The sequence below is a fragment of the Polaromonas sp. 39-63-25 genome, assembly GCF_002278925.1.
GTDB lineage: Bacteria > Pseudomonadota > Gammaproteobacteria > Burkholderiales > Burkholderiaceae_C > Polaromonas.
This window is the reverse complement of record NZ_NCJH01000016.1, coordinates 57,605-79,920: the sequence shown is the minus strand read 5'-3', so window position 1 is coordinate 79,920 and position 22,316 is coordinate 57,605. Positions and strand designations below refer to the sequence as shown.

16 protein-coding genes are annotated in these 22,316 nt (G+C 57.0%); 5 read left to right on the top strand and 11 right to left on the bottom strand.

Annotated elements, in window-relative coordinates; translation table 11 throughout:
• Nucleotides 1-248: 248 nt before the first annotated feature.
• From B7X65_RS18030 to B7X65_RS18015, 4 genes are all read left to right on the top strand, one after another.
• Nucleotides 249-1,580: a hypothetical protein gene (locus tag B7X65_RS18030; protein WP_293595680.1), complete on the top strand. Its 1,332-nt coding sequence runs from the start codon at nt 249-251 to the stop codon at nt 1,578-1,580.
• Between the two features lie 176 nt (nt 1,581-1,756).
• Nucleotides 1,757-2,197 (top strand): hypothetical protein, encoded by a 441-nt coding sequence (locus B7X65_RS18025; RefSeq protein WP_293595679.1) that lies wholly within the window; start codon nt 1,757-1,759, stop codon nt 2,195-2,197.
• A 209-nt stretch (nt 2,198-2,406) separates the two neighbouring features.
• Nucleotides 2,407-3,072, top strand: coding sequence for a hypothetical protein (locus B7X65_RS18020; protein WP_293595678.1), 666 nt, complete (start codon nt 2,407-2,409; stop codon nt 3,070-3,072).
• Nucleotides 3,073-3,399: 327 nt separating this feature from the next.
• A complete protein-coding gene (locus B7X65_RS18015) occupies nt 3,400-6,300 on the top strand; it encodes a DNA methyltransferase (RefSeq protein ID WP_293595677.1) in 2,901 nt (966 codons plus the stop codon).
• A 283-nt stretch (nt 6,301-6,583) separates the two neighbouring features.
• Here B7X65_RS18015 and B7X65_RS18010 read toward each other — a convergent pair whose 3' ends face one another.
• The 4 genes from B7X65_RS18010 to B7X65_RS17995 all read right to left on the bottom strand — a co-directional run bounded on the left by B7X65_RS18010 (nt 6,584) and on the right by B7X65_RS17995 (nt 12,967).
• Entirely contained in the window at nt 6,584-11,704 is a 5,121-nt protein-coding gene (locus B7X65_RS18010; RefSeq protein WP_293595676.1) for a helicase-related protein, read from the bottom strand.
• Nucleotides 11,705-11,979: 275 nt separating this feature from the next.
• Nucleotides 11,980-12,396 carry a hypothetical protein gene (locus B7X65_RS18005; RefSeq protein ID WP_293595675.1) on the bottom strand — a complete coding sequence of 139 codons (417 nt, stop codon included), beginning with the start codon at nt 12,394-12,396 and terminating at the stop codon, nt 11,980-11,982.
• Nucleotides 12,384-12,674, bottom strand: a complete 291-nt coding sequence (locus B7X65_RS18000; RefSeq protein ID WP_293595674.1) for a nicotinamide mononucleotide transporter — start codon at nt 12,672-12,674, stop codon at nt 12,384-12,386. The genes B7X65_RS18005 and B7X65_RS18000 overlap by 13 nt, the downstream gene beginning before the upstream one ends.
• Nucleotides 12,659-12,967: a hypothetical protein gene (locus tag B7X65_RS17995; RefSeq protein WP_293595673.1), complete on the bottom strand. Its 309-nt coding sequence runs from the start codon at nt 12,965-12,967 to the stop codon at nt 12,659-12,661. The genes B7X65_RS18000 and B7X65_RS17995 overlap by 16 nt, the downstream gene beginning before the upstream one ends.
• A 431-nt stretch (nt 12,968-13,398) precedes the next feature.
• On the opposite strand from B7X65_RS17995, the gene B7X65_RS17990 reads away from it, so the two are divergent.
• The gene (locus B7X65_RS17990; protein ID WP_293595672.1) at nt 13,399-14,181 is read left to right on the top strand and encodes a hypothetical protein; all 783 of its coding nucleotides are present in this window, start codon (nt 13,399-13,401) and stop codon (nt 14,179-14,181) included.
• Between the two features lie 77 nt (nt 14,182-14,258).
• On the opposite strand, the gene B7X65_RS17985 is transcribed toward B7X65_RS17990, so the two are convergent.
• From B7X65_RS17985 to pilM, 7 genes are all read right to left on the bottom strand, one after another.
• Entirely contained in the window at nt 14,259-14,804 is a 546-nt protein-coding gene (locus B7X65_RS17985; RefSeq protein ID WP_293595671.1) for a hypothetical protein, read from the bottom strand.
• Nucleotides 14,805-15,035: 231 nt separating this feature from the next.
• A complete protein-coding gene (locus B7X65_RS17980) occupies nt 15,036-15,236 on the bottom strand; it encodes a hypothetical protein (protein ID WP_293595670.1) in 201 nt (66 codons plus the stop codon).
• A 474-nt stretch (nt 15,237-15,710) separates the two neighbouring features.
• A complete protein-coding gene (gene pilV, locus B7X65_RS17975) occupies nt 15,711-17,168 on the bottom strand; it encodes a shufflon system plasmid conjugative transfer pilus tip adhesin PilV (RefSeq protein WP_293595669.1) in 1,458 nt (485 codons plus the stop codon).
• A 101-nt stretch (nt 17,169-17,269) separates the two neighbouring features.
• Nucleotides 17,270-18,796 (bottom strand): shufflon system plasmid conjugative transfer pilus tip adhesin PilV, encoded by a 1,527-nt coding sequence (pilV, locus tag B7X65_RS17970; RefSeq protein ID WP_293595668.1) that lies wholly within the window; start codon nt 18,794-18,796, stop codon nt 17,270-17,272.
• A gap of 422 nt (nt 18,797-19,218) precedes the next feature.
• Entirely contained in the window at nt 19,219-20,706 is a 1,488-nt protein-coding gene (gene pilV / locus B7X65_RS17965) for a shufflon system plasmid conjugative transfer pilus tip adhesin PilV (protein ID WP_293595667.1), read from the bottom strand.
• A complete protein-coding gene (locus B7X65_RS17960; protein ID WP_293595666.1) occupies nt 20,703-21,881 on the bottom strand; it encodes an ATPase, T2SS/T4P/T4SS family in 1,179 nt (392 codons plus the stop codon). The genes pilV (B7X65_RS17965) and B7X65_RS17960 overlap by 4 nt, the downstream gene beginning before the upstream one ends.
• The gene (gene pilM / locus B7X65_RS17955) at nt 21,881-22,294 is read right to left on the bottom strand and encodes a type IV pilus biogenesis protein PilM (RefSeq protein WP_293595681.1); all 414 of its coding nucleotides are present in this window, start codon (nt 22,292-22,294) and stop codon (nt 21,881-21,883) included. The genes B7X65_RS17960 and pilM overlap by 1 nt, the downstream gene beginning before the upstream one ends.
• Nucleotides 22,295-22,316: the final 22 nt, after the last annotated feature.

Sequence of the window (22,316 nt, the reverse complement as noted above, 5' to 3'; positions counted from 1 at the left end):
AGGGAAGGTTCGGTTAAATTCGTCCGGAGCATAACAACTTGAACTTTTGCTACTTTTTTGCTTAAGTATCATTTTTACCCGTATCCCGGCACGCCCCCTTCTATTCATCTTTTCGGCGAGCCGCCGACGATTCCCTAAGTCCTTTGCCCATCACTCCGCGTGATGCGCTACGGCCGCCGCATTGTTCGCCGCAAAGCACTTGGGGAATCGCATTTGTTCGATTCACACTAAATTTGGAGAGTCTCGCCATGTCCACTCAACGCACTTCACTCGCGTCCACCGCCAACGCTGTTTCCCTCGACACCCTCAGTGGTGCGCAAAAATTTCATGACCGCCAGGCGGAGACGCCGGCACTCGCGCGCGCGGAGGTCGTGGATCGCTTCAGCGACGACCCCGGAACCATCAACCGCATCAAGAAGATCCTCACGACCACGTCGCGGGGAGTTCCCGCCGAATATGAGAACGCCTGGCACTGGGCGGGCGCCTGGGTGGCAGAAAACGGTGTGACGCTGCCGCCGGACACCACGGAGCTGAGGTCACTGCGCAACTGGTTCTGCTACCAGGTCAATAGCTACAAGAAAGGGCGTCTGAGCGACATCTCGCGCAGCCTGCTCGAGCACTACAACATCGACCTCGCCCTGTACCGGGCCCCCAACACCGGCCGCGGCACCATGCTCGACGACGATGCGATGGTCAACGAGATGCTGAAACTGCATTCCACCACCGGCAGCTTCACCCCCCAAGCAGATGCGGCTCCCGAGCTCCTCGAGTGGCAGCGACGCCTGTTGGAATGCTTTATGGCACGCGGGACATCGGGCCGCATGCGGACTATCGCGAGCAAGCTCCCGGGCTTCAGCTTTGGAGCCTGGCTCCGCCCTGGTGAAGCGCCAGTCCCGACGAGCCAGGACAGCTGGTGGGCCACTGCCCAAGCATTCAAGGTGGCCACGGCGAAGTGCCCGGCATTTCGCGGCGTGATCGACACGAACACGCCCAAACACCTTGCCACGTGGGCAACTGATCAAATCACAGCCGCCTCTTCTGGCCGTCTAAGCCCGCGCCAGCGAGGGGAGCTGCTCACCATCGGAATTCTGACAACCCATGAGCACAAACGGAGCGCTGAACGCGCCGAGGCCCTGATGGTGGTGCGCGCGGAGCTTGGCGCAGCGAACTCGAGCCAGCACGATCGGGACTTGAACACGTTTTTGGGTACCGCCTTGCTGGTACGGCTGATCGGCCGAAGCGCTGGCCTGAAGGAGATCTACTCAACGCTCGGTATCACGCCGATCCAGTACTCCCGCATTCTCCAGTCGTTAGCTCCAGTTCTGGCCAGGATTGCCGATCTGCAGGACCTCCACCGCCTGAACATGGCGCGTCAGTTGTACAAGGAGAACCCTTTGGAGTTCAACAGCGCCCGCTCAGGTCGTGAGCTGCCCGACCATATCTATCAGGATCAGCCCAAGGTTTCCGGCGCGCGCCTGAAGGCCCTGGTCGACCTGCTGATCGAGGCACGCGAAACACTGCGGACGGTCAACGTTCGGCAAACAGGCATCAACCGCAAAGGGAACTTGTCAGCGCATTGAAGGCACGTACACCGCGCAACCCCACCCTTCCGTCTGTCCGAAAGACCCACACGAAGGTCCACCTGACGTGAATGAAGCGGAGTAGGAAGGCAGCTCTGTTCGAGGAAAGGAATCAGGGGCATTGCCAATAGTATGAACTGCCAGAGTTTTTCCCATAAACCAGAAGGATCCCCCAGATGCGTAAACTATTTATCGGCTTTGCACTTGCTGCATCGTGCCTCGGTGCATATGCAGCTTGCACGGTGAGAGTGTTTTCCACCAACCCACAAGTCATCACACTCATCAAAGAAAAGGGATGGGACTTCAAAGACTACGACGCCATTTGTAGAAAGCTCGAAAAGGCGAACGCTGGACTTCATATCACTGCGCAGGGGACTGTGCTTAACGGCGTGTCTATCGGATGGGCTTCCGTATCGCTACAGGATAGAGATCTGCAAATTGGCTCGAGTCAGGGTCATGGCTTGTCGACCCAAACAAATCCCTTTGCAAGCATGGACAAAGCTGTTGAGCTTCAATTCCATGCAATCAACCGTGCGATTGAAGCCGTCGATATCGACAAGGGCCTGAACTCCCTGAATGAGGCCCGGCAAAAAATCAAGACGTCGACTCTGAAATAGACCAACACCTTTCCCGGGTTGCCTGAAGAGGCTGCCTTCCGGGGAAACTCGTGCTTAGCGCGCGACAGTAGAATGGCGGTTTGGCGTTGAACGGCGCCAACCGCCCACATGGTGAACTCGCTCCGGCGAGCCGTTTTTCTTCCTCGAACTCAACCTCGACTCCAGCGCGGGGCAAGTGGGCTGCCAGACAGCGCTTAAGGAAGAACGAGATGAGCAAGCATCCTACTGCCACCCTCCTGGCCAACATCAAGCGCGAGGCCAAGCGGCGCGCAAAAACTACAAACGCCTCCTACAACGCCACCCTGGACGTCGTGGCCCGCGAATTCGGGTTCGCAAGCTGGCATGCCGTAACGCAAGGCAAGAATGCGGCGGGGCCTGTGCCGGCGGCCGCATCGGAGCGTGAACTGCCGGTAGACCCCGTCCTGCGGCCGATGTTTGACTACACCCCCAACGAAGATCGCCCAGCAAGTGAACTTGCGCAATGGTGGCTCAAACCTTTTGCGGTCACCCGCGGCGATGGATCCTTCGACGTTCGGTGTCTCGACGGAGGTGCCCATGACAGAAGTACCTGGTACGGCACCGCGAGCGATCTTGCAAGCGCGAAGGAAATTGCAGCGGCCAAGTTGGCAAACTGGCTCGAATTCCTCGACCAACCCATTATGACAATTGACGCCGATTCCTATTCGCTGACGATCGGCTCACTACATCCACGCCTCCCGCGTGCGGTCCTGGCCACATTCGAATCGATGGATCTGCTTCGCGCATGGCTGGCGGAGTGGGAAGAAAACATTGCGACCCACCCTGAACGTACCGCAGCTGCGCTTCAGCTGGCCCGGCAGGTCGTCATAGAGCGCGACGCAGCTGCCATGCGGTGAGCGCGCCCGCCTTGCTGGCCATTTTCTCTTGCGGCGCGGTTGGCGTGCGGGAAAATCATGCTGGCCGCTTCTAGCTGGGCTTTCGCACAACCCCTGACGAAACGGCCCCACCGCCATTTCGTGCTCGCGAAACTGCTGAAACTTGCTCAGCGCGTCTGGCGTGCCGTCAACCACCCAGGTGTAGTGGCTAAACGCTGATAAATATTGTTTGGTCCGCGGGTCAACAACTGTTCACCTTCTCACGAGCAGGTCAACGCTTGCTTGATTCAGTGGTAACCTTTGCCGGCCCAAGCACGGGCTGCAATTCGTCATAGCGATAGAAATTCCATGTCCCCTGTCCAATTCATCGCCCTCTGGCAGTCCAACAAACTCACCGAACGCGCCGGGGCCCAGGCCCATTTTGATGATTTGTGTGAGCTGCTTGGCGTTGACAAGCCGCGCGACCCCAACGATTACTGCTTCGAGCGCGGTGCCAAGAAGTCCAGCGGAGGCGATGGCTGGGCCGATGTGTGGAAGCGGGGGTTTTTTGCGTGGGAGAACAAGAAGCCAGGCCGTGACCTCGACAAAGCCCTCAAACAACTCACCGACTACTCCCTGCAACTCGAAAGCCCGCCGCTCTTGGTGGTATGCGACCGCGAGCGCATCATCATCCACACGGCCTTCACCGGCTACCCCGACGAGCCGCGTGAAATACGCATTGAAGAACTGGTGGACGACAGTAAGCGCCAAATCCTCAAATGGGTGTTCACCGACCCGCTGAAGTTGCGGCCTGAAAAATCAACCGCCGCCGTCACCGAAGAAGCCGCCCAGCGTTTTGCCGGACTGGCCGAGGCCATGCGCCAGCGTGGGCAAGACAGCCACAAGGTAGCGCACTTCCTCGTGCAATGCCTGTTCTGCATGTTCGCTGAAGACGAAGGACTGTTGCCCGAAAGAATCTTCACGGGCCTGCTTGCGAGCGCAAAAACTGACGTAGCCAAGGCCGCTAACCGCATTGCTGCCTTGTTCATGGCTATGCAGGAGCCCAAAGGCGCTTACGGCAACGATGACATTGAATGGTTCAACGGCGGCTTATTCCGGCGCGTTGCCGTCCCCGCGCTGACTGCCAGCGATCTTGAAACACTTCGCGCAGCCTCTTCTGACATGGACTGGCGCGCGATTGACCCTACCATTTTCGGCACACTATTTGAGCGGGGTCTCGGCAGCAGGCGCGCGGCGCTGGGCGCGCACTACACCGACACCGGCACCATCGCCAAGCTGGTCGAGCCGCTGGTGCGCGAGCCGCTGTTGGCCGAATGGGAGTCCACACGCAGAAAAATCGCCAAGTTCGCACCCAAGTTCGGCATGGTGAAAACGCGCGGCAAGAAATTTCGCTCCAACGACGCACTACAACAGGGCCAAGAGCTTTATCAACACTTTCTGCTGCACCTGGCCAACTTTCGTGTGCTAGACCCCGCCTGCGGCAGCGGCAACTTTCTATATCTCGCGCTTAAAGCGCTACGCGACGTGGAAAAGCGCGCTCAAATTGAGGCGCAGGAACTGGGCCTGCAAGCAGAGGTCAGTTTGCAGACCGGTCCGCACAACATACTGGGCCTGGAAATCAACGAGTTCGCCGCCGAACTGGCCCGGGTCACGGTTTGGATTGGCGACATCCAGTGGTCCCGGCAAAACGGCTGGCCTCACAGCTTGAACCCAATTCTGAAGCCACTGGACGGCATTGAAAACCGTGATGCGTTGGTGAATGCTGATGGTAGCCAAGCAGAGTGGCCTGAGGCGGATGTCATCGTCGGCAATCCACCTTTTATAGGCAACAAGAAAATGCGCGGGGAATTGGGAGATGTCTATGTGGACGCGGTGCGCTTAGCCTATCACGACAACAAGCTGGATGGTGCAGATCTTGTTTGCTTCTGGTTCGAGAAAGCACGAATGCAGATGGAAGCTGGAAAATTGCATGCAGCGGGCCTGGTTTCGACTAACTCCATACGCGGCGGAGCGAACCGCGAGGTACTCAATCGCATTTTGGAGAAGTCACGCATTTTTCTTGCGTGGAGCGATGAAGAATGGTGGGACAACGGCGCTGCCGTGCGTGTGTCCATGACAGGCTTCGGACAAAGCGCCATGAAGCCCATGCTTGATGGGCTTGAAGTCCCCGCCATTCATGCAGACCTGAATGCAGACATCGATGTGACGAAAGCATCAAAAATGCATGAAAACCTGAACAAGTCATTTCAGGGAGTAACGCCATCGGCGGCCGTGAAAAAAACGCTTCGTGAAAAGCTTGGCCTACCTGATGCCAGCTTCAATCTGGAAGGACGCGAAGCCAGAAGAATATTGCACGAGCCGGCCACGATGAACGGGGAACCTATGGCCGCAGTTGTTCGTCCCTATTTGATTGCGGATGACATCACGTCGCGCCCGTCCGATAGGTTTATCGTCAATTTCGTAGGCCGCGATGAAAAGGCCTCCGCTATGTTTGAGAAACCGTTTGCTGCTATCTCGAATGTGCGCTTGCATCGCCCGCATACAGACCGCTTTAATAATTTCCAGAAGTATCCCTGGTGGCAATTCGCTTGGCCAAGGCCGGAGATGTTCGCCGCACTCAACGGACTATCGCGCTACATCTCTATCACGCGAGTATCAAAGCACCATCTCTGCGCCTGGACACAAGCTGCCGTTACGCCCGGTGATGCGCTTGTAGTTATCGCCCGTGATGATGACACCACCATGGGAGTGCTTCAATCTCGCATTCACGAAGTTTGGGCTCTAAGGCGAGGCACGAGCTTGGGCGTCGGCAATGACCCGCGGTACACGCACACAACTTGCTTTGAAACTTTCCCGTTTCCCGAAGGCTTGACACCCAATATCCTCGCTTCAGATTACGAAGACAGCGAAAAAGCAAAGGCCATCGCTGTCGCAGCGAAAGAACTCCTTAGGCTGCGTGATCATTACCTGAACCCGCCCGAGTGGGCGGAATGGGAAATCACACCCGAAGAACAAGCCGCCGGTTTTCCCCGGCGCCCCGTGCCCAGGCCCGGCCATGAGGCCGACCTGAAGAAGCGAACCCTCACCAACCTGTACAACGCCCGTCCCTCGTGGCTGGCCCTGGCGCACGAAACGCTGGACCAAGCCGTGGCTGCCGCCTACGGCTGGAGCGACTACACCCCGCAGTGGACGGACGAACTAATCCTGCGCCGCCTGCTTACCCTAAACCAGCAACGCAGCGGCAAATAAACCGGGTCTCCTGTGAAATTTGATGTTGTGCGTCGTGAGTTTGGGTAGAAGCCTGCCAATTTGAAGGACCGCAATGAGCCCGTAGCGGCAGTTGCCTCTTCTCCAAAGGCGACATTCGATGGTCAACATCAGCGAGGTGGTCAGCGTTTAGCGGAATGGCGCTGAGTGGTCGTCAACAGCTGCAATGACTGCTATCCCGGAAAAAGAATGCCAAAAAAAAGCCCCCTACTTCGAAAAGTAGAGGGCTCAAGGTTGACGATGTGGCAAGTCTATTGAAACAGGCTTAACCTGCTTCGGCCGCCATGGTTTGGGTTCCCGCGGCGTCTTTATCAAGATCCAGTTCAGCGTTTATCTCACGCTGACGTTCAAGCAGTGCCGCCAGGCGGTCCGCATACTCAAACTCCTGGGCCAACAGTTGCTTCGCTGAGGCGAGCTCATTGGTCTTGCGACCGTACTCTGCCCTCAGTTCGCCCGAGGCAGTGGTGAAGCACTTAACCGTCTCCATCACCGCTTTGGCCATCCCGCCGAGGTCGTTCATGTGAGGCCTATCAACCCGGATTTCCTCCTGGCTGTTCGGACCGACCACATACATGATCGCTTGTCCCGCAATCTTCGCGTACTCGACTGCGAATCCCCCGATCTTGCCGATCTCAATACTTCCACCGGCAATGTTGCCGCCCATGTTGGAATGTGCCCGGAACGCGGCCGCGAGGCCTGTCATCCCATTTCCTGCTGCATCCACCGCCTTTTGGGCGATGCTGGTAGCCGGAGCGAACACCGTCTTTTCATTGACTGCCATCGCCAGCTTGGCGTCTTCTTCAATCGCCGGAATCAATTTGTCGATCCGGGCCAGGCGTGACTTGATAGCTCGCTCACTGCTGCTGGCCCTCCACTGTTGCTCTTCCCACTGGCCGCGAAGCAGCGAGTACTTCTGCACATCAGCGTCGATCCCGGCTTTTTCCATCACCAGGGGGTTCCCCGATGCGATCGCCTTGATCTCCGCGTACGTCATCGCCGACATCGAGATGTCTTCGATAGTCCTCAATCCCGAGCCGGCCGTCATCACCTGTTCGATGAAGTTGGCCTTGGTATTGAGCAGCTGCCACGAGTACGCGTCAAAACTCCGCTCAGTAACGTACCGCCACAGCTCAATGCTCTCGTTCAGGTTGCCCTGTCGATCACCCCGGCCGTCACGCTGCTCAACATCCGAGGGGACCCACGGCCCGTCCAATTGATGAATCGCTTTCAAACGCATCTGCACGTTCGTTCCTGTACCCATCAGCTTTGTCGAGCCCAACAAGAAGCGCACTGCGCCTCCGCGAACCCGCTCAAACAACTTGGCTCTCGCCTTGTCGCTCGAATGGCTGTGTATGAATTCGACTTCCGCCGCTGGGACGCCCTTCTCTACCAGAAGCCTTTTGACTTCCGCATAGATGTTGAAGCTGGACCCCGTCGGTGTGCCCAGGTCGGAAAAGACCAACTGAGTCACCTTCAGCGCATGCCCCTCGTTCCAGATCCGCACCATGTTGTCCGCTGCAATCGCCAACTTACCTTGTGGGTTCGCTGGCAGCATGGGGTTCACCATTCTTACATCCAACGCGGCTTTGCGGCCGTCATTGGTGACTGCAAGCATGTTGTCGTCTTCGGGTTTAACCGCTCTGTTACGGATCGCATCGGCTCGTTTCACAAGCCCGGCCACAATTTCAAGTAGCTCTGCACTTGGCTTGGCCACCATCGTCTGCGGCTTGCCCCCGACAATCACCGGTGTCGGCAAATTCAACATCCGTTTTGTCCGGATGTCAGCGACCTCTCTGAAGATCGCCATCAGCTCGGGAAGGTTAACGAAACGCGAGTACCGAGTGTTCATTCGATACCCACTTCCGTCTGGTGCCAACTCAATGCCCGTTACGCTCTCGCCGAAGCTTGCACTCCACGAGTCAAATTCGTACAAGCCGAATTTCTTGAGTGTTTCAGGCTGCAGAAATACCTGGTAGGTATGCATCTCTGCAATCGAATTGGTCAGGAAGGTTGCAGTCGCGAAGACAATGCCCTCCTGCTTTCCCCCTCGCGCAGCCATGATCAGTCTCGTCTTCATGAATGCATCGAACGCGCGTTGTGACGCGACGTTCGGCAACCCTGCAATGCGAGGCATCTTGGAGATTCTCCCCAAATTTTTTACCGAGTGCGCCTCGTCATACATGATCGCGTCGATTCCCAACTCGTCAAACCAGATGCAGTCCACATCCGCTTTTGTCTGAACCATTCGCTCCAAACGGGCTTCATGGTCCTTCATTCGCTTCTCGATCTCCTTGAGAGAACGCTTAGCGCCTGAGTCGGTTGCCATTTGCGCTGACGCGCGTGCTTCCGACAACATCTGTTCAACAAATGACTGCTGAACTTCAGGTGAAAGCGGCAATCTTTCGAAGGTTGCCTGAGTCATGATCACGGCATCCCAGTCCCCTGTGGCGACTCTCGCGCACCAAGTTCTACGATTCAGGCCGTGCAAAGTTTCCTTGCTTGCCATCAGCACTTTCGCCTGTGGGTACAAGCGAACGAACTCGGCCGTGTACTGCTCCAGGGTTGAGTTTTGAACGACATGGACAGGCTTCACAGCCTTACCCAGCCGCCGCATCTCCATCGAGGCAGCACATAAAACCATCGTCTTGCCAGCGCCAACGCAGTGTCCGAGCAACGTATTACCGTTGACAAGGATGCGCCAGATGGCATCTCTTTGATGCCCGTATGGGTCCATCACCAACGACATCCCCTGCAGGAGCAGGTGCGAGCCGTCATATTTCCGTTCGACCAGCTGATTGAACAGATCGTTGTAGATCCGTAGCAATCGGTCGCGCCTGTCGGCGTCCTGGTAGATCCAGACCCGGAATTGATCCCGAATCGCCTGCCATTTCTCCCTCGCACTCAGTGTGGCCATGCGGTCGACCACACGCTTTCCGTCGCACTCCACCGTGATGGTGGGTGGCTGCTGGTTCAGCGCTGCCTCAATCAGCACCAGCGCGCATCGCTTGCTAGTGCCCCATTTCACTGTCTGCAGGATGTTGTCGCCAACATACTCAACACGCCAGTTCGACGTTTTGAGACTCCACGACGCCGTAGACGCTTCAAACGAGACGGTAATGTCGCTCGCCTTGGCACTCACTAGCTCGGTTGCAAACTGTTCAATCACATCCACTGGGATCCATGGCGCCCCAAGGCGAGCCTCCACATCCAGCGGTCCAAGGTCACGAGGCAAAACTGCCTCGAGCGCCGGTACGTTCCCCGCATACGCAGGGCCTGCAGCTGCTGCAGCAATCATCTTGTCCCGGATGTGCCCCGAAAGGTACTCATCCGCCGGCACCCACTTCGCGGCCACCGGATCTCGGAACGCCAGTTGCTGTTCTCTCAGTTCCTTCACTACTTGCATCACCGGCGTACCGGTGCGAAGCGAAAGGTCCTTGAGGACAATCTGCCCGTATAGGGCGAGACTGATCAGCATGGCGTCCTTGACGTTGTCCACCTTCTCCGGAACCGCTCTGTGTCCCACGGTCCGCATCGAGAAGATGTCGGCCTTCTCAGCCTTACCTTCCTCGTCATTCCAGACCTCCAGGGCCAGCATGACTGGCCAGTCGGGGTCTGCACGCATCAAGCGACTGTTGGCGCTCGTGCTCAGGTAGCCGCAGGCGCTGACAAAATTGTCGTATTCACGGTTCAAGTCCTTCTGCAGCTCAGCGAGCCGGACATCGTCCTGCGACCGTGCCTGATGCGCGATCACGTCGACCACTTTGGACTTCAACCCGATCATCCCGATCAGACGCTTTCGCGCCGTTCCGGTGTACATCGAATCGACATCCAGCAGCTCTGCGCCTTCTGACACACAGATCCTTTCGTCTTTCAGGACGAACGAACCGGGTGAAATGTGCGCATCCAAGCTGTAGCGATTCAGCCCGCTGGGGGCCACTCCTTCCTGATTCCGTTGATCTGGTTGGTAGACCAGAGCCGGCAGCTTTGCAGTCCTTTCGGACAACGCGGCTTCCAATGCCTCGATGTCACCATCGAACTTCGGGTTCAAGCTCTCGCCGAACTTCCCTGACTCCCATGCCAACAGGCCGACCACATTCTCCGGATGGCGGACGTAGTAGCTGTTGATCTGCGGGTCGTACGTGCAATTTCCGCGCGACGGGCTGTAATAGCTGGTTGGCTGGCCTGGCTTGAGCATCGTCTCCGTTGCCTTTGCCATTTCAATCCACCCGCCCGCGTTGAAGTCGGGCATCTCACGTCGCTTGAAGACCATGAGATCGGTGACAGCCTCGGTGTTTGCCTGGCCTTTGAACGCCATTGTCGGCAGCCTGTAGGCCCCGAGCAATTCGGCATGCGCCGCGAGCCACTTGCGATGTGCACTTTTGGTGCTGTCCATCGTGTGACGTGATGTGATCAGGACGATCAGTCCACCAGGGCGCACCAGGTCAACGGATTTCGCCATGAACCAATTGTGGATGCTCCAGTCTGCGTAGGCAGCGGTAGACGTATCGAGGGACCGGAAGTTGCCAAATGGCACATTGCCAATCACACAGTCGTAAAAAGCCACTGGCAAGTTCGCTTTCTCGAGTGCACAGGACTGAACCTGCACGCCCAAGGGGGCAAAACCTGTCTCCAGCAGCGCGGCGCTGATCGGATCCAGCTCGACTGCACTGATTTGGCTCTTGTTGGCAAGATCTGCCGGCATGCCGGCGAAAAAATGGCCCGGCCCTGCACTTGGCTCGATTACCCTGCCACCCTTGAAGCCCAGGTGGCGCACGATGTCCCATGCTGTACGGACCAGCGCGGGATCGGTAAAGAACGCCGATGTGATCGACGAACGCATTTGAGTGAACTCCTTCTCACTCGTCAGCAGCTCCAGCTCGTCGCGGTAGTGGGCCCAGCCGTGAGGCGTAGATCCATCTGGCGCGAAAACCTTGGCCAAACCACCCCAGCCGCAGTAGCGAAGCAGGGAGGCCCTGTCCGCGTCGTCGACTGGTCGGCCCGTGGCCTGGATCTCCCGCATGAGCTTGATCGCATTGAGGTTGTCCTCAATACGGCGCTCAGCGTTCGCTGCAGGCTTAAACGAGTCGGGGTCAAGCTGGGGCCAAGGGACCTTGCGGTCCGCCCAGTCCTGGTCTTGATCATCCTTGACGCCCCATTCAGCAATCACTTCCGCGAAAGCTGAGCTGTTCGTCTGCTCTGATTCTTCAAGAGGCAAGCCCCCGTCGTCCAGATCAACTGTCGCCATGTCAAGCACGACTTTGGTGACAGCTTCTGCAACCTGCGCAATCTCCGTCTTTTTGGACGGGACCATGAAGTCGTCGATGCTGAAACCTGCCAGCCATACGGAAGAATCCGTTGACTGATTTTTGATATGGGAAGTACCCATCGTTTTCTCCAATTCGTTGAGGAATTGCGAGAACGCGACTCTCCCCTTGTGGGAGAAGCGAGTCCCCACAAGGTGGAAATATTGTTCGGCACGTCCGGCGGACAAAGCCGCCGGAGCGCATCGTGAAAGCCTTGCGGCTCTCATTCGATTTCGTTGGCCTTAAAGCCTTTCCAAATGGCAGCGCATCGCTGACTGCCATTTAGAAAGGCCCCTTTTGAAGGAGCCCCAATGCGTTTGCATTTGAGTTATGGGGCAAGCCCCGGATCGCAAAACGACTACTGAGTGATCAGCCAGCCGGTGCGGTCGCCATCGTCAACACGCATGAGCGTGAAACTTTGACGTTGCGGAATCACTGTGTCGCCATCTGCATCCACAGTCGAGTACGCGAACTCTGCCGGCATCTCATGACGCCCTGCGCGAGTTGCTGCAGAGATGAGCCCGTCCAGCCGTGCGCCCTCCTCCAGGTACAGAGCGTGCGTGCGAATCGCCTTGCTGGGCCATCCGACATGACGCTCGTATACCTGCGTTTCAATCGCAACCCGCGAGCCACCGAAGTGTTTTCCCGCGAAGGCTGTGACTTCGATAGCCGATCCGCCGCCGATTGCACCGGCCAGGCCGACGTTCCCAGCGAGAGTTCGACCTGTGGGCTTCGGCGCCCGATGGAAATCGCAGCGTGTCGTCACGTCATCCACCTCACGATTCCGGTGGTCGACGTGACCATGAAGACAATTTGCATCACCAATCTGCCAAGTGCCCTGGTCTGGACTGCTTCGGCAATCAGGCAGATGTTGGACAACAGCAGGAAGTGCCAACCGTAAGGCGACATTTCGATGTTCAGGCAGAGCAGTACCGCGCCGGTCACACCGAATGCAGCTCCTGCCCATTCGGCCCGTTTTGACGATCGTTTCGTTTGCACGGTGTACGCCGGCAGCGACGGGGCAATGAACCAGCGTTTCAGAGGAAGATACATTGCGCATTCCCTTCCTGAGTGTTCGCCGAGGCCTTCGGAGACTCCGTCGTTGGTTTGACCAGCCATGAATTCAGCTCGGTGAGTTGCTGTTCATCTTTGGCGTCCAGAGCCGCCAGAACGGCTTTCGCCTGGTGCGCGACATGCTCGATTTTTCGCTTCTCGCTCTCGCGATGCCGCTTGAACCGATCCGTTACCTTCTTCACTTCCTTCGCCGCGTCATAGCCCGGGATCGAGATTGTGATGCGCCGCTTGCGTTCGAGAATGGGGTCACGACTGTTTTGGATTCCAGCCATATAAAACTCCTAGTTTTGAGCCAGGTGGCTCGATTTGTTGGTTGCCCAGGCACTTCCCCTCACGTGCGCGCGCGAACGCGTTCAAGTTGAGGAAAGGCCTTTTTGGCCGGAATTGCTTGGGTGTGAAGTGACCGAGTCGCTGACAGGCACGCGCTGGGCGAGCTATCAGAGGTGCCCGGAGCCGGGCATTTGGTCATGCGGCGCCCTGAAGTTGGGCGCCTGCTACATGATGACCATGTAGCGAACGTCAGGCTGGTACTGGACCAGCAAAGGCGAGGATCGCCAATTGGTTGGAATATTAGCCTGCGGCCAGGGTTGGGTCAATTGATCGCGACCACCCTATTCGACCAGCCCTTCCCAGCGGGCTCAATAGCCCATTACTGCACCTTTGCGCGGGATCCCTCGCCGACGCTGCGACCTACCATAGTCGGATGACGAATCCACCGGACGACCTGCTCAAAGCCTCCTTCTTCGGTCCGTGGGTTCCCGCGCCGGGCCAGTCCGAGCGTGTGCGTCATCACTACATGTCACTGGCCCACTGGTACGAAAGCGTCAAGTTCATGCCGGCAAAGGCCGAGCTCAGGGACAGCGTCCTCTTTTGCCCTTCTGTAAAGGAAGCTCGAAAATTTGCCAAGGCTCGCCAATCCGACTGGCGAAGTGATTGGAACCTGGTCCGCCATTCGGTCCTGATCGCCGGACTCGGATTCCTCGCGATTGACCGGCCTGATCTAGGACTGGAAAAGATGGCCAAGGAGACGCTCCTCGAGCAGCTCAGGGCCATGAAGCTGCCCGATCGCTTTGTAGGCGCCTGCGTCGACCGATTCATGGAGTGGGCAGCCGGTCCCACGATCGCGTCCTTTGGTGCCAATACTGCCCCCGACAGCGTTGTCGGTCACAAGATCAGCAAAACGGTGGCCAACAAGCCCAGTTGGACGCTTTTGTCGCTCTGCAATAGCAAAGCGGCATGGCGCCTACATGACTGGGCTTTGGCGCATTACGTACCTGTGCGCTACCTGGGCCGGCCGCTCAGCCGTTTCAGCGCGGAGATGGTTGCGGAGCTGGTCCATGCTTGCGACCAGCTGGTGGTGTTCGAGGTGAAGGGGGGAAGACGAGCAGATGCCGTAATCAAGTTGGCGCGCGCCCAGAAGAGGCCCCTTACTTTGGAACTCTATGACGCCGAAGATCTCGCCGCAAGAAGCCTAACTCAGGACTAATTCCCAATCGGGAGACAATTCTTCGGACATAAAAAAAGCCCGCACATCTGTGCGGGCTTTTTCCTGACCTAGACAACTCAGCGATAGCTGACCGTCTGTGCGTCCATGCTGATTTTAATCACCCGGAACACGCCATTGGTGTTCGAGATGAGCACTTGCTGGTTCGGCGACATTGCCTCGAAAGGCTCAGGCTGAATCACAGTCACGGTGCTGCTGAGAGCGCCGGTAGTCGGGTTATACAACCCGATCACCAGCTCCTGGGCACGCGATGAGAACGCGGCGTTTGCCGCACGTTCACCGACAAACCCGCCGATCGTCGTTCCCAGGACCGCGGCAAATGCCTTGCCTTGCCCGCTGAGCTGGTTGCCCATCAGGCCGCCAAGGACACCACCAATCGCCGCGCCGCCAGTTCGCGTGATGCCCGAGGGCTGCACGAGTTTCATGCTGACCTGCAGGATCACACCCTTCATGGTTGGCGACATCACCTGCGCTTGCGTGCTGGCGTAGACGTTGCCGGACTGTGCTTTTGCCCCCGGCGCGAAACCGAGGACCACAGCAATAGCCGCAACGTAGAGAACAGCCAGAACACGATTGACCAGGCTCATATTTTTGAGGACTTGCATTTTCTTCTCCAGATAAAAATGCAGAAGCCCTCCCGTCAGGGCGGGCCCTGCGGGTTGAAATACCGAGCGAAGCTCGATACGCGGCGTCAAATGACGCCAATGATTGGCAGCAAAAAGCTGCCCAAAATCTCCAGCCGTACGGCACAGAAGTGCCGAAAAGTGGAAAAAATCTATACCCAAGTCGGGGAAAGGCCCTGCCTTACGGCAAGATCCCCCGAGTTGAGCTAACGACTAGTCGTTTTCTTGATCTCCAGCGCTCGAGTCCTGATCGAACATGAAGTCATCCTGATAGGCGAGCGAAACGTCCTGTGGAGGAGTTTCGTACTCACTGCCAATGGAGTCGACCGGGCCAACAGCTGTTGGTGATCCGGTCGACAGCCTCAAAACGAAGCCAAGTCCCACCACGATGAGAAATGCCACAAGGTAGATCATGGCGAACCTCCCGCCTGCGGAGCAATCGATTCAGACAGGCTCGACGAAGCTCCCCAACGGGAGGTAGGTGATATTGAAACGCTGCTGCCCATACAACCCCTCGCGGTTTCGTCGGGCACGCCCGGAAGGGCTGACCCATCCGGTTTGTTGAAGGCGCGCACAAGGCACGCGAGTTGCAAAAATTGCAAAGCAGCTATATTTCACCGCAGGTCGTCGCTGAAATCAACTGTTGGAGGTCAGTCGAGGGTCGTAAAGGCGATTCAGCCCCATGGGAGCCTCGCCCGTCAAAGCCGACCGACGAGCATGATGAAAAGGAGGAATTTTTCTCAGCGCTTTAAGAATCGGTATTGGCGCGCTCACGTGGCCCGATTCTCGAAGACCCCGACTGCGTTTCTATGCCGCGCGATGTGAACTCGATGTGCACGCGGAGAACCTGGTCCGCAGTGACCCACACAAAGGTCTCGAGGAGCGCCCTCAGTCCTCACTCAAGAGTCGTACTCGCGCGGCCCCGCCGAACATCATGTAGAGGCTCGAGGTGCTGCAGGAACTAGCATCGCTTCCTGAGACGAGTATTTGGTACGTTCCAGCATCGAGATGTTCGAGGCAGAACCCTGTCGGACTCATGTAGCCCGCGCCGCCACCAGCTTGCATGTTTTCGGATGCAACACATACGCCGGCACCCCCGGGGGAAATTAGGGTCACATGAAGAGACACAAACGAACCTGAATATCGGTACGAGTTGGCCTCAACGTTTATGCCGTAATAACCTGGTGTGGTCACCGTCAAATATCCTGGAGCTGCATAACACCCGGAGACTGACTGGTTGCTTGGCGTATAGCCAGCAATCGTGTTGGAGCTGAAATTGTTCCCAGCTCTGGTCCAAACGTTGTTCTTACAGGAATAGACCTCTCCATTTGAAACCTTGGAGACCTGGCCAACTACTGGACAAAAAGTCCCCTTTACGATCGAGTCACTTAGTAACAGCTTGCCGGCACTTACGGTCCCGAGCGCTGAGAGGTTTCCACTGTCATCGACCGCCAAGGCTGCCCAGGAGGTGCCGTTACACGTGTAGACGCGCGGTCCAAGGCCCACGGTTGAGCTCATAGCGACACGCGTCTGCCCCATGGATCCGGCCGCGCAGCTGGGCAAGTCTGCGTAAGTCGCAACCGGATCATCCCAAAATGACGAGCCTTGCGCCTTCCACTGCCCGCTTTGGCAAGAAAGCACCCCGCCAGCAGCGCTCCGGGCCACAGCGCCCAAGCGGGTACAGGCATCGCCGACAATCTGAATCGAGTTCAACACCAGGGGCGTGTTCATCTCATTGAGTTCTGGACGACCAGGCACTGCATCGCGGGACAAAAACGCCGTTGAAGTAGCCCCATTCTCAAACCACAGGGCCATCACTGGAGTTCCCGCGGCTAGCCTGACATTGCCGACTGTCCCATCACAACGCCGTCCAATATTGTTGGTCCGGTCGTCAAAAGCTGCAGCTGGAACCTGCCAACCTCCAGAAGCTCCGCGGATGACGGCAGGATCTGCGTCGTAGACCGCCCCGCCGCTACCCCCGATCGTCGAAGCAATTCCGCCGAGGCTCAGGTCGTCAATTGAACGACCTCCCTCAGAGACAACCAGCGCCTGCAGTCGCCCTGCTGTAGGCTCAAGGACGAGCACGCACATGGTCTGGCCGAAGCTGTTCCGCGTGGCGAAATCTGAAGGAAGCGCACCGGCCGCTACAAGGGTGGCTGCGTCAATTATGGCGGGTGCTGTGTCCGTAGCAACCGCCTGGACCGCTGCATAGTTGTCTTTGATGTACGACTGGGCCGCATTGCCAAAGCTGCGGACCTGTCCAGCGGCAATTGATGCCTTTGCGTCCTCTGCATACAGATCAGACATCGCCACCAGTCCCACCGTTGCGGCGGCGATGATCGCCAAGCTCGCGACGACCTCAACGAGCGTAATTCCGGCTTGACGACCAAGCCCCAACCCCTTCCGTTCAGGTCTGCTCGAATTCCGCGAAGCAAAATTCGCAACGATTACTGTTGACATACATACGCGTTCGAATCTGAGCCGGCGTACACAGAAAACTGTCCGGTCGGGTGTGCTCCAAATCCCCCAGGGCAACCACACGCCCCTCCAGCGCGCGGGTTGCCGATGTAACAGCCGACGTAAATGTTTGTGGAGAACGCGCCGCCGAAAATTTGACTCACATGGCGTCCAATGCTGCGAACGTATGCGTCGGCAACGTTTGCGGTGCCTGGCTGCCATGAGTTTCCAGCATCATCGACATACCAACGCCAATTGGTGTCATCGGCCCGAAAGAATCCCCCGTATGATGAGTGCATCATCAGCGTCCCAGCAGAATCACCGCCAGAATTCCTGAAATTGACGCCCGCGTAGCTGTTCTTGTCCCCCTGCACCGTTATCGATCCGTAGGTCCCTTGACCTCCAGATCCAATAATCTTCGATGGGACGAGGAGATTGCCCGAGTCATTCAAGGAAAGCGCTGCCCAGGATCCACCGATGCAGGAATAGGCCCGAGGACCGCTGCCAACCGAAGGAACCTCCACAACTCTGGTATGGCCAACACTTCCAGCGTCGCAAGGCGGGAGGGTTGCGAATGTACTTACAGGATCCTTCCAGAACTCCGATCCACCGCCCGCGGCTTTCCACTGGCCGAGCCTGCAGTTCATCACGGCTCCAGTAGCGTCGCGGGCAATGCTGCCAAGCCGAGTACACGCATCATCAGGAACCACGACCGAATTTAAAACTAGCGGTGTATTTAGCTCGTTGAGCTCAGGGCGTCCCGGAACTGCTTCCCGAGCGAGGAAGGCAGACGAGGTGTCTCCATTTTCGAACCATAAGGCCATTGCGGGCGTTCCGGGCACGATCCGTACATTGCCAGCTGTGCCATCGCACCGGCGAGTGACATTGTTCGTCAAGTCATCGAAAGAACTGGCCGATAGTTCCCATCCACCCATTGCGCCACGAACAGCAGCAGGTGCCGTTGAATACACAGCGCCACCGCTTCCGCCGACAATTGCCGAAATGACACCGAGCGTTATATCGTCAATCGGCGTTCCGCCCTCAGAAATCACTAATGCCTGGAGCTTGTTCGCAGTGGGCTCGAGTACCAGAGCGCACATCACCTGACCGTATGCATTGACACTGGAAAAGCCTGCTGCAAGGTGCCCAGATGCGATCAGTGTTGATGCGTCAATCATCGCCGGCGACGTCGGTCCGGCGACCAGCTGGACGGCGGAATAATTGTCCTTGAGGTAGGCGCGCGAGGCCTCCCCGAAGGTACGTACCTGGTTGGCAGCAATTGTGGCCTTCGTGTCTTGAGAGTAGACGTCACCAATCATCGACAAGCCTGCCAGAGCACCAGAGAGTATCGCAAGGCTGGCCACTACCTCGACAAGCGTCAACCCGCGCTGGATTGGGCTCGTGCCGCGCCGGCCCCGCGCAAGGCTCCCAACCGCGTGCGCCGACTGGCGACCCATGTGGTTGTTTCCATAATCTGCGGACACACGCACTCTTGACTGAAATAGCTGCAATTTCAATTTAGTCCGCTGGTTACGAATGAGCTACTCACTAGCCGTGAGATAAGTCTCAGGTTGGAGGGAATTGTGCGGAGCAATTTCCACTCCCTCCGCCCGATGACCAGACCATGGTCATGCCAAAGATAGACATATCGACCGTCCTTGCATATGCACCAGAATCTTGGGAAAATTCGTACCCTGCCACCCAAAGGTTTGCGCCTGGTTTGCAGCAGTCGTTACCTTGGTATCCTCTGCAAACCTGTCTGAAATGTTGGCAATTCCGACATAGAGAGTGGAGAGAATTGCTAAGCCCAGACCGACTTCTAGTAGCGTCAGCCCAAGTCGCATCTTCCTAGTGAGTCGCGAAGATTTCATCTCATGTACTTTCAGAATCGGCTGGTACTTTATTGATCACCACAATAGCGATTGCGGTGAGATCGCGATCAAGTTGGTGGCCAGTTGGCTGAGCAGCTATATCCAGGCTGCCCATCACCTTGGGAAAAAATCATCGACAAAGCAAACACTGACCATGAGACAGTGTGCGTATGATAGTAAGTAGTGCCGCCCTCACCGCCACCGCCGTTAGTGGTGTATTGATGAGATGCATATGTGCCTGGAACCCATCCAGTGTCATATCCCCAAAAGTTTACAACCAACCTTGTATAGGGGTCGCCAAGTGAATCTACATAGGCCCACGCTTGAGCAGCACCGCCTGCGCAATAGATCTGTTTTCCTTTAAGGGGACCTAGCACGCCCCGAACCCCGGTATTCCCCGTCAATATTTCACTAACCCACTTTCCAGCAGATCGAACGTACATATCATTCACGTATGCTGATCCAGGTGCAGTTTTCGCTGCAGCATTTGCATTCCCAGCTGCATCAAGCATCACAACGTTCCAGTCATTGGAGCTAACACTGATTCGCCCGGTTGACGAGACTCCTGCGTTACTAGCAATTCCAGCCTGGTAGGAATTTCCCTGGTCATCGACGGAAAGAGCGGCCCAAGTAGCCCCCGTGCATGTGTAGGGCCTTGGGCCGATTCCAACTGTTGGATTGCTCACAATTCGAGTATGACCTGCAGACAGCGCATTGCATGCTGGAAGTGCAGCGTAGCTTGCGACCGGGTCCTGCCAATAGGTCGACTGGCTTTTCCAACGGCCACCCTGGCAGGAAAGCACCAACCCGGACGTGTCCCTAGCGATAGCCCCGACCACAGTGCAGGCCGCATCCACCACCTGAACAGAATTCATGACCAATGGGGTATTCATCTGGTTTAGTTCTGGCCGACCAGGGACAGCATCACGCGACAGAAACGCGGAGGACGTGTCTCCGTTCTCGAACCAAAGCGCCATAGCAGGGGTTCCAGCCACCAGCCGAACGTTGCCCGGTGTGGAGTCGCATTTCCGGCCGACATTGTTGGGAATATTGTCGAAGGTACTGGTATTTATCTGCCAACCCCCGACCGCGCCACGAATAATGGCTGGGTCGGATGAATAGACCCCTCCTCCGCTTCCACCAATGACCGCAGCGATGGTTCCCAACGAAAGATCGTCAATCGGTAATCCTCCCTCGCTCACAACCATTGCCTGAAGCCGATCTGGCACCGGTTGAAGAATCAAGGCACAAAGACTTTGACCGTAAGCATTGGTAGCTCCAAATCCAGCCGTCAAATTGCCGGCCGCGACCAATGTTGGTACATCCAGCATTGCCGGTGCAGTCGGAGTCGCGACTCCACGAACTGCCGAATAGTTGGCCTTTATATAGGCGTTTGCTGCCTCGCCAAAGGTCCGTGTCTGGCTAGCTGCAAGAGCAGACCGGGTTTCATCGCTGAACTGGTCGGTCATCATTGCCAGTCCGGCCAACGTAGCCGCAAGAACTGCGAGCCCGGCCATGACCTCAACAAGCGTGATGCCAGATTGCCTCCTGCTCATCGCACACCCTGCAGGTCAAACATCTTTATGAGCTTTGCTTGGGCAGAGCCTTGGCTTGCGACTGTCTTGAGAGCATCTGCCTTTGCGATTTTCCCTTCCTTGACCAGGCTATGCAGAGACATCGCAAGTGACTGCGACATTCCGCCAACCCTTTCGTCGAGGGCCGCGTTGATTTTTATCGGGCTGTTCAAGAACTCCGAGAAGCTCTGCTTGTGATTGAAAAGTAACTCCGTGGCCACTACTCCCTCACCTTGAGTGGTACCGGGCACCATGCACTGATGAATTACCCCAACCAGCGACGAAGCGAGTGATGCATATTTCGCAGACTCCTCACCCGGAAAGAACGAGACGAGCTTCTGAATCGCGCCACTGACGCTACTCGCGTGCAAGGTGGCGATCACAAGATGGCCGGATTCGCCTGCCAGGATGGCGTTCTCGGCCGTATCCCTGTCCCGAATCTCCCCGATGATGATAACGTCAGGTCGTTGCCTCATTGCGCCTCGAACACCCTCGTTGTAAGTCGGAATGTCGTGCCCGACTTCTCGCTGGGAGAAAACGGACTTCTTGCGCTTAAACACAAATTCAATGGGATCTTCAATCGTCTCGATGTGATAGTTGCGTGTCTCGTTCAGCAGGTCGACCAGCGCAGCCATGGTGGTGGTCTTTCCCGCCCCAGTGGCACCGGAAAGGAGCACCAGCCCTTGCGGGTTCTCGATCATCAGCTTTACTGAGTCCGGCAGCCCAGTATCTTTGAAGGGCATGGGATCGACGGGGGTCCGACGAATAGCCAGCATCTTCTTCGCACCTCTGAATGCGAGATACGCGGTGACCCGAAGCCGGAAGCTCCCTACAACGTACGGTCGGCTGAAACCACCACGCAGAAGTAACTCAGCCCACTGCGGATCCATTTGCCACAGAATGAATTCGATGTCGGCCTCCGAATAAGGCGCCCTGTCGAATTTCAGCCACCCGTTTGCATTGCGAATCATCACGTCCTCGTCGGCAGTAATAAGCATGTCACTGAATGGCAAAGGACTTGAAACAACCTCGAGGATCTTCGGGAGCGTCTCCTCGGCTTGGCCTTCACGTGGCGCGTCGCGATGCAGCAGCGCCGATTGAGAACCTGCGCCTGTGTTGAGGCCGTCGCGTTCGGATAGCGTGAAAGTCGTGTCCATTATTTTCCTACGATCAAAATTGCACCGTCTGGGACCAGTGCGGGGACTGGTATTCCTGTGGCGAAGCCCTTCGCGCTCACAAGAAACCCGGAAGTGCTCCGCCCCACCATGTACGACGAGAGAGTCTTTCGATAAATTTCGTGTAGCAGTTCGGGGGTATTTGACGGAGCCGATTCATAGACAAACAGCGTCCCGGAGGAAACCGTGTTCGTCCACCGCGGATTTCGCTGGTGCCCCCATAGTGGCGTTAAGGACGCGTCAGGGACAGTACCGGTGAATGTCGGGTTCGCATTGAGGTAGTTGATAAGCGACTCCCGATATGCCAACGCAGAAGTAGCACCAACATCCGCAGACGCAAGCGACATTCGCGCTTCTTGCGCAGGAACATAGAGAGCGCTTAAAAGTGCCACCATGGCAACAAAGAACATGCTGACC

Coding starts and splice junctions, on each gene's coding strand:
- B7X65_RS17960 (WP_293595666.1), bottom strand. CDS start 21,881: ATGGACACGACTTTCACGCTATCCGAACGCGACGGCCTCAACACAGGC.
- B7X65_RS17980 (WP_293595670.1), bottom strand. CDS start 15,236: ATGATCTACCTTGTGGCATTTCTCATCGTGGTGGGACTTGGCTTCGTT.
- pilV (WP_293595667.1), bottom strand. CDS start 20,706: ATGAGCAGGAGGCAATCTGGCATCACGCTTGTTGAGGTCATGGCCGGG.
- B7X65_RS18000 (WP_293595674.1), bottom strand. CDS start 12,674: ATGTATCTTCCTCTGAAACGCTGGTTCATTGCCCCGTCGCTGCCGGCG.
- B7X65_RS17995 (WP_293595673.1), bottom strand. CDS start 12,967: ATGGCTGGAATCCAAAACAGTCGTGACCCCATTCTCGAACGCAAGCGG.
- pilM (WP_293595681.1), bottom strand. CDS start 22,294: ATGGTGGCACTTTTAAGCGCTCTCTATGTTCCTGCGCAAGAAGCGCGA.
- B7X65_RS18010 (WP_293595676.1), bottom strand. CDS start 11,704: ATGGGTACTTCCCATATCAAAAATCAGTCAACGGATTCTTCCGTATGG.
- B7X65_RS18020 (WP_293595678.1), top strand. CDS start 2,407: ATGAGCAAGCATCCTACTGCCACCCTCCTGGCCAACATCAAGCGCGAG.
- B7X65_RS17985 (WP_293595671.1), bottom strand. CDS start 14,804: ATGCAAGTCCTCAAAAATATGAGCCTGGTCAATCGTGTTCTGGCTGTT.
- B7X65_RS17990 (WP_293595672.1), top strand. CDS start 13,399: ATGACGAATCCACCGGACGACCTGCTCAAAGCCTCCTTCTTCGGTCCG.
- B7X65_RS18030 (WP_293595680.1), top strand. CDS start 249: ATGTCCACTCAACGCACTTCACTCGCGTCCACCGCCAACGCTGTTTCC.
- B7X65_RS18025 (WP_293595679.1), top strand. CDS start 1,757: ATGCGTAAACTATTTATCGGCTTTGCACTTGCTGCATCGTGCCTCGGT.
- B7X65_RS18015 (WP_293595677.1), top strand. CDS start 3,400: ATGTCCCCTGTCCAATTCATCGCCCTCTGGCAGTCCAACAAACTCACC.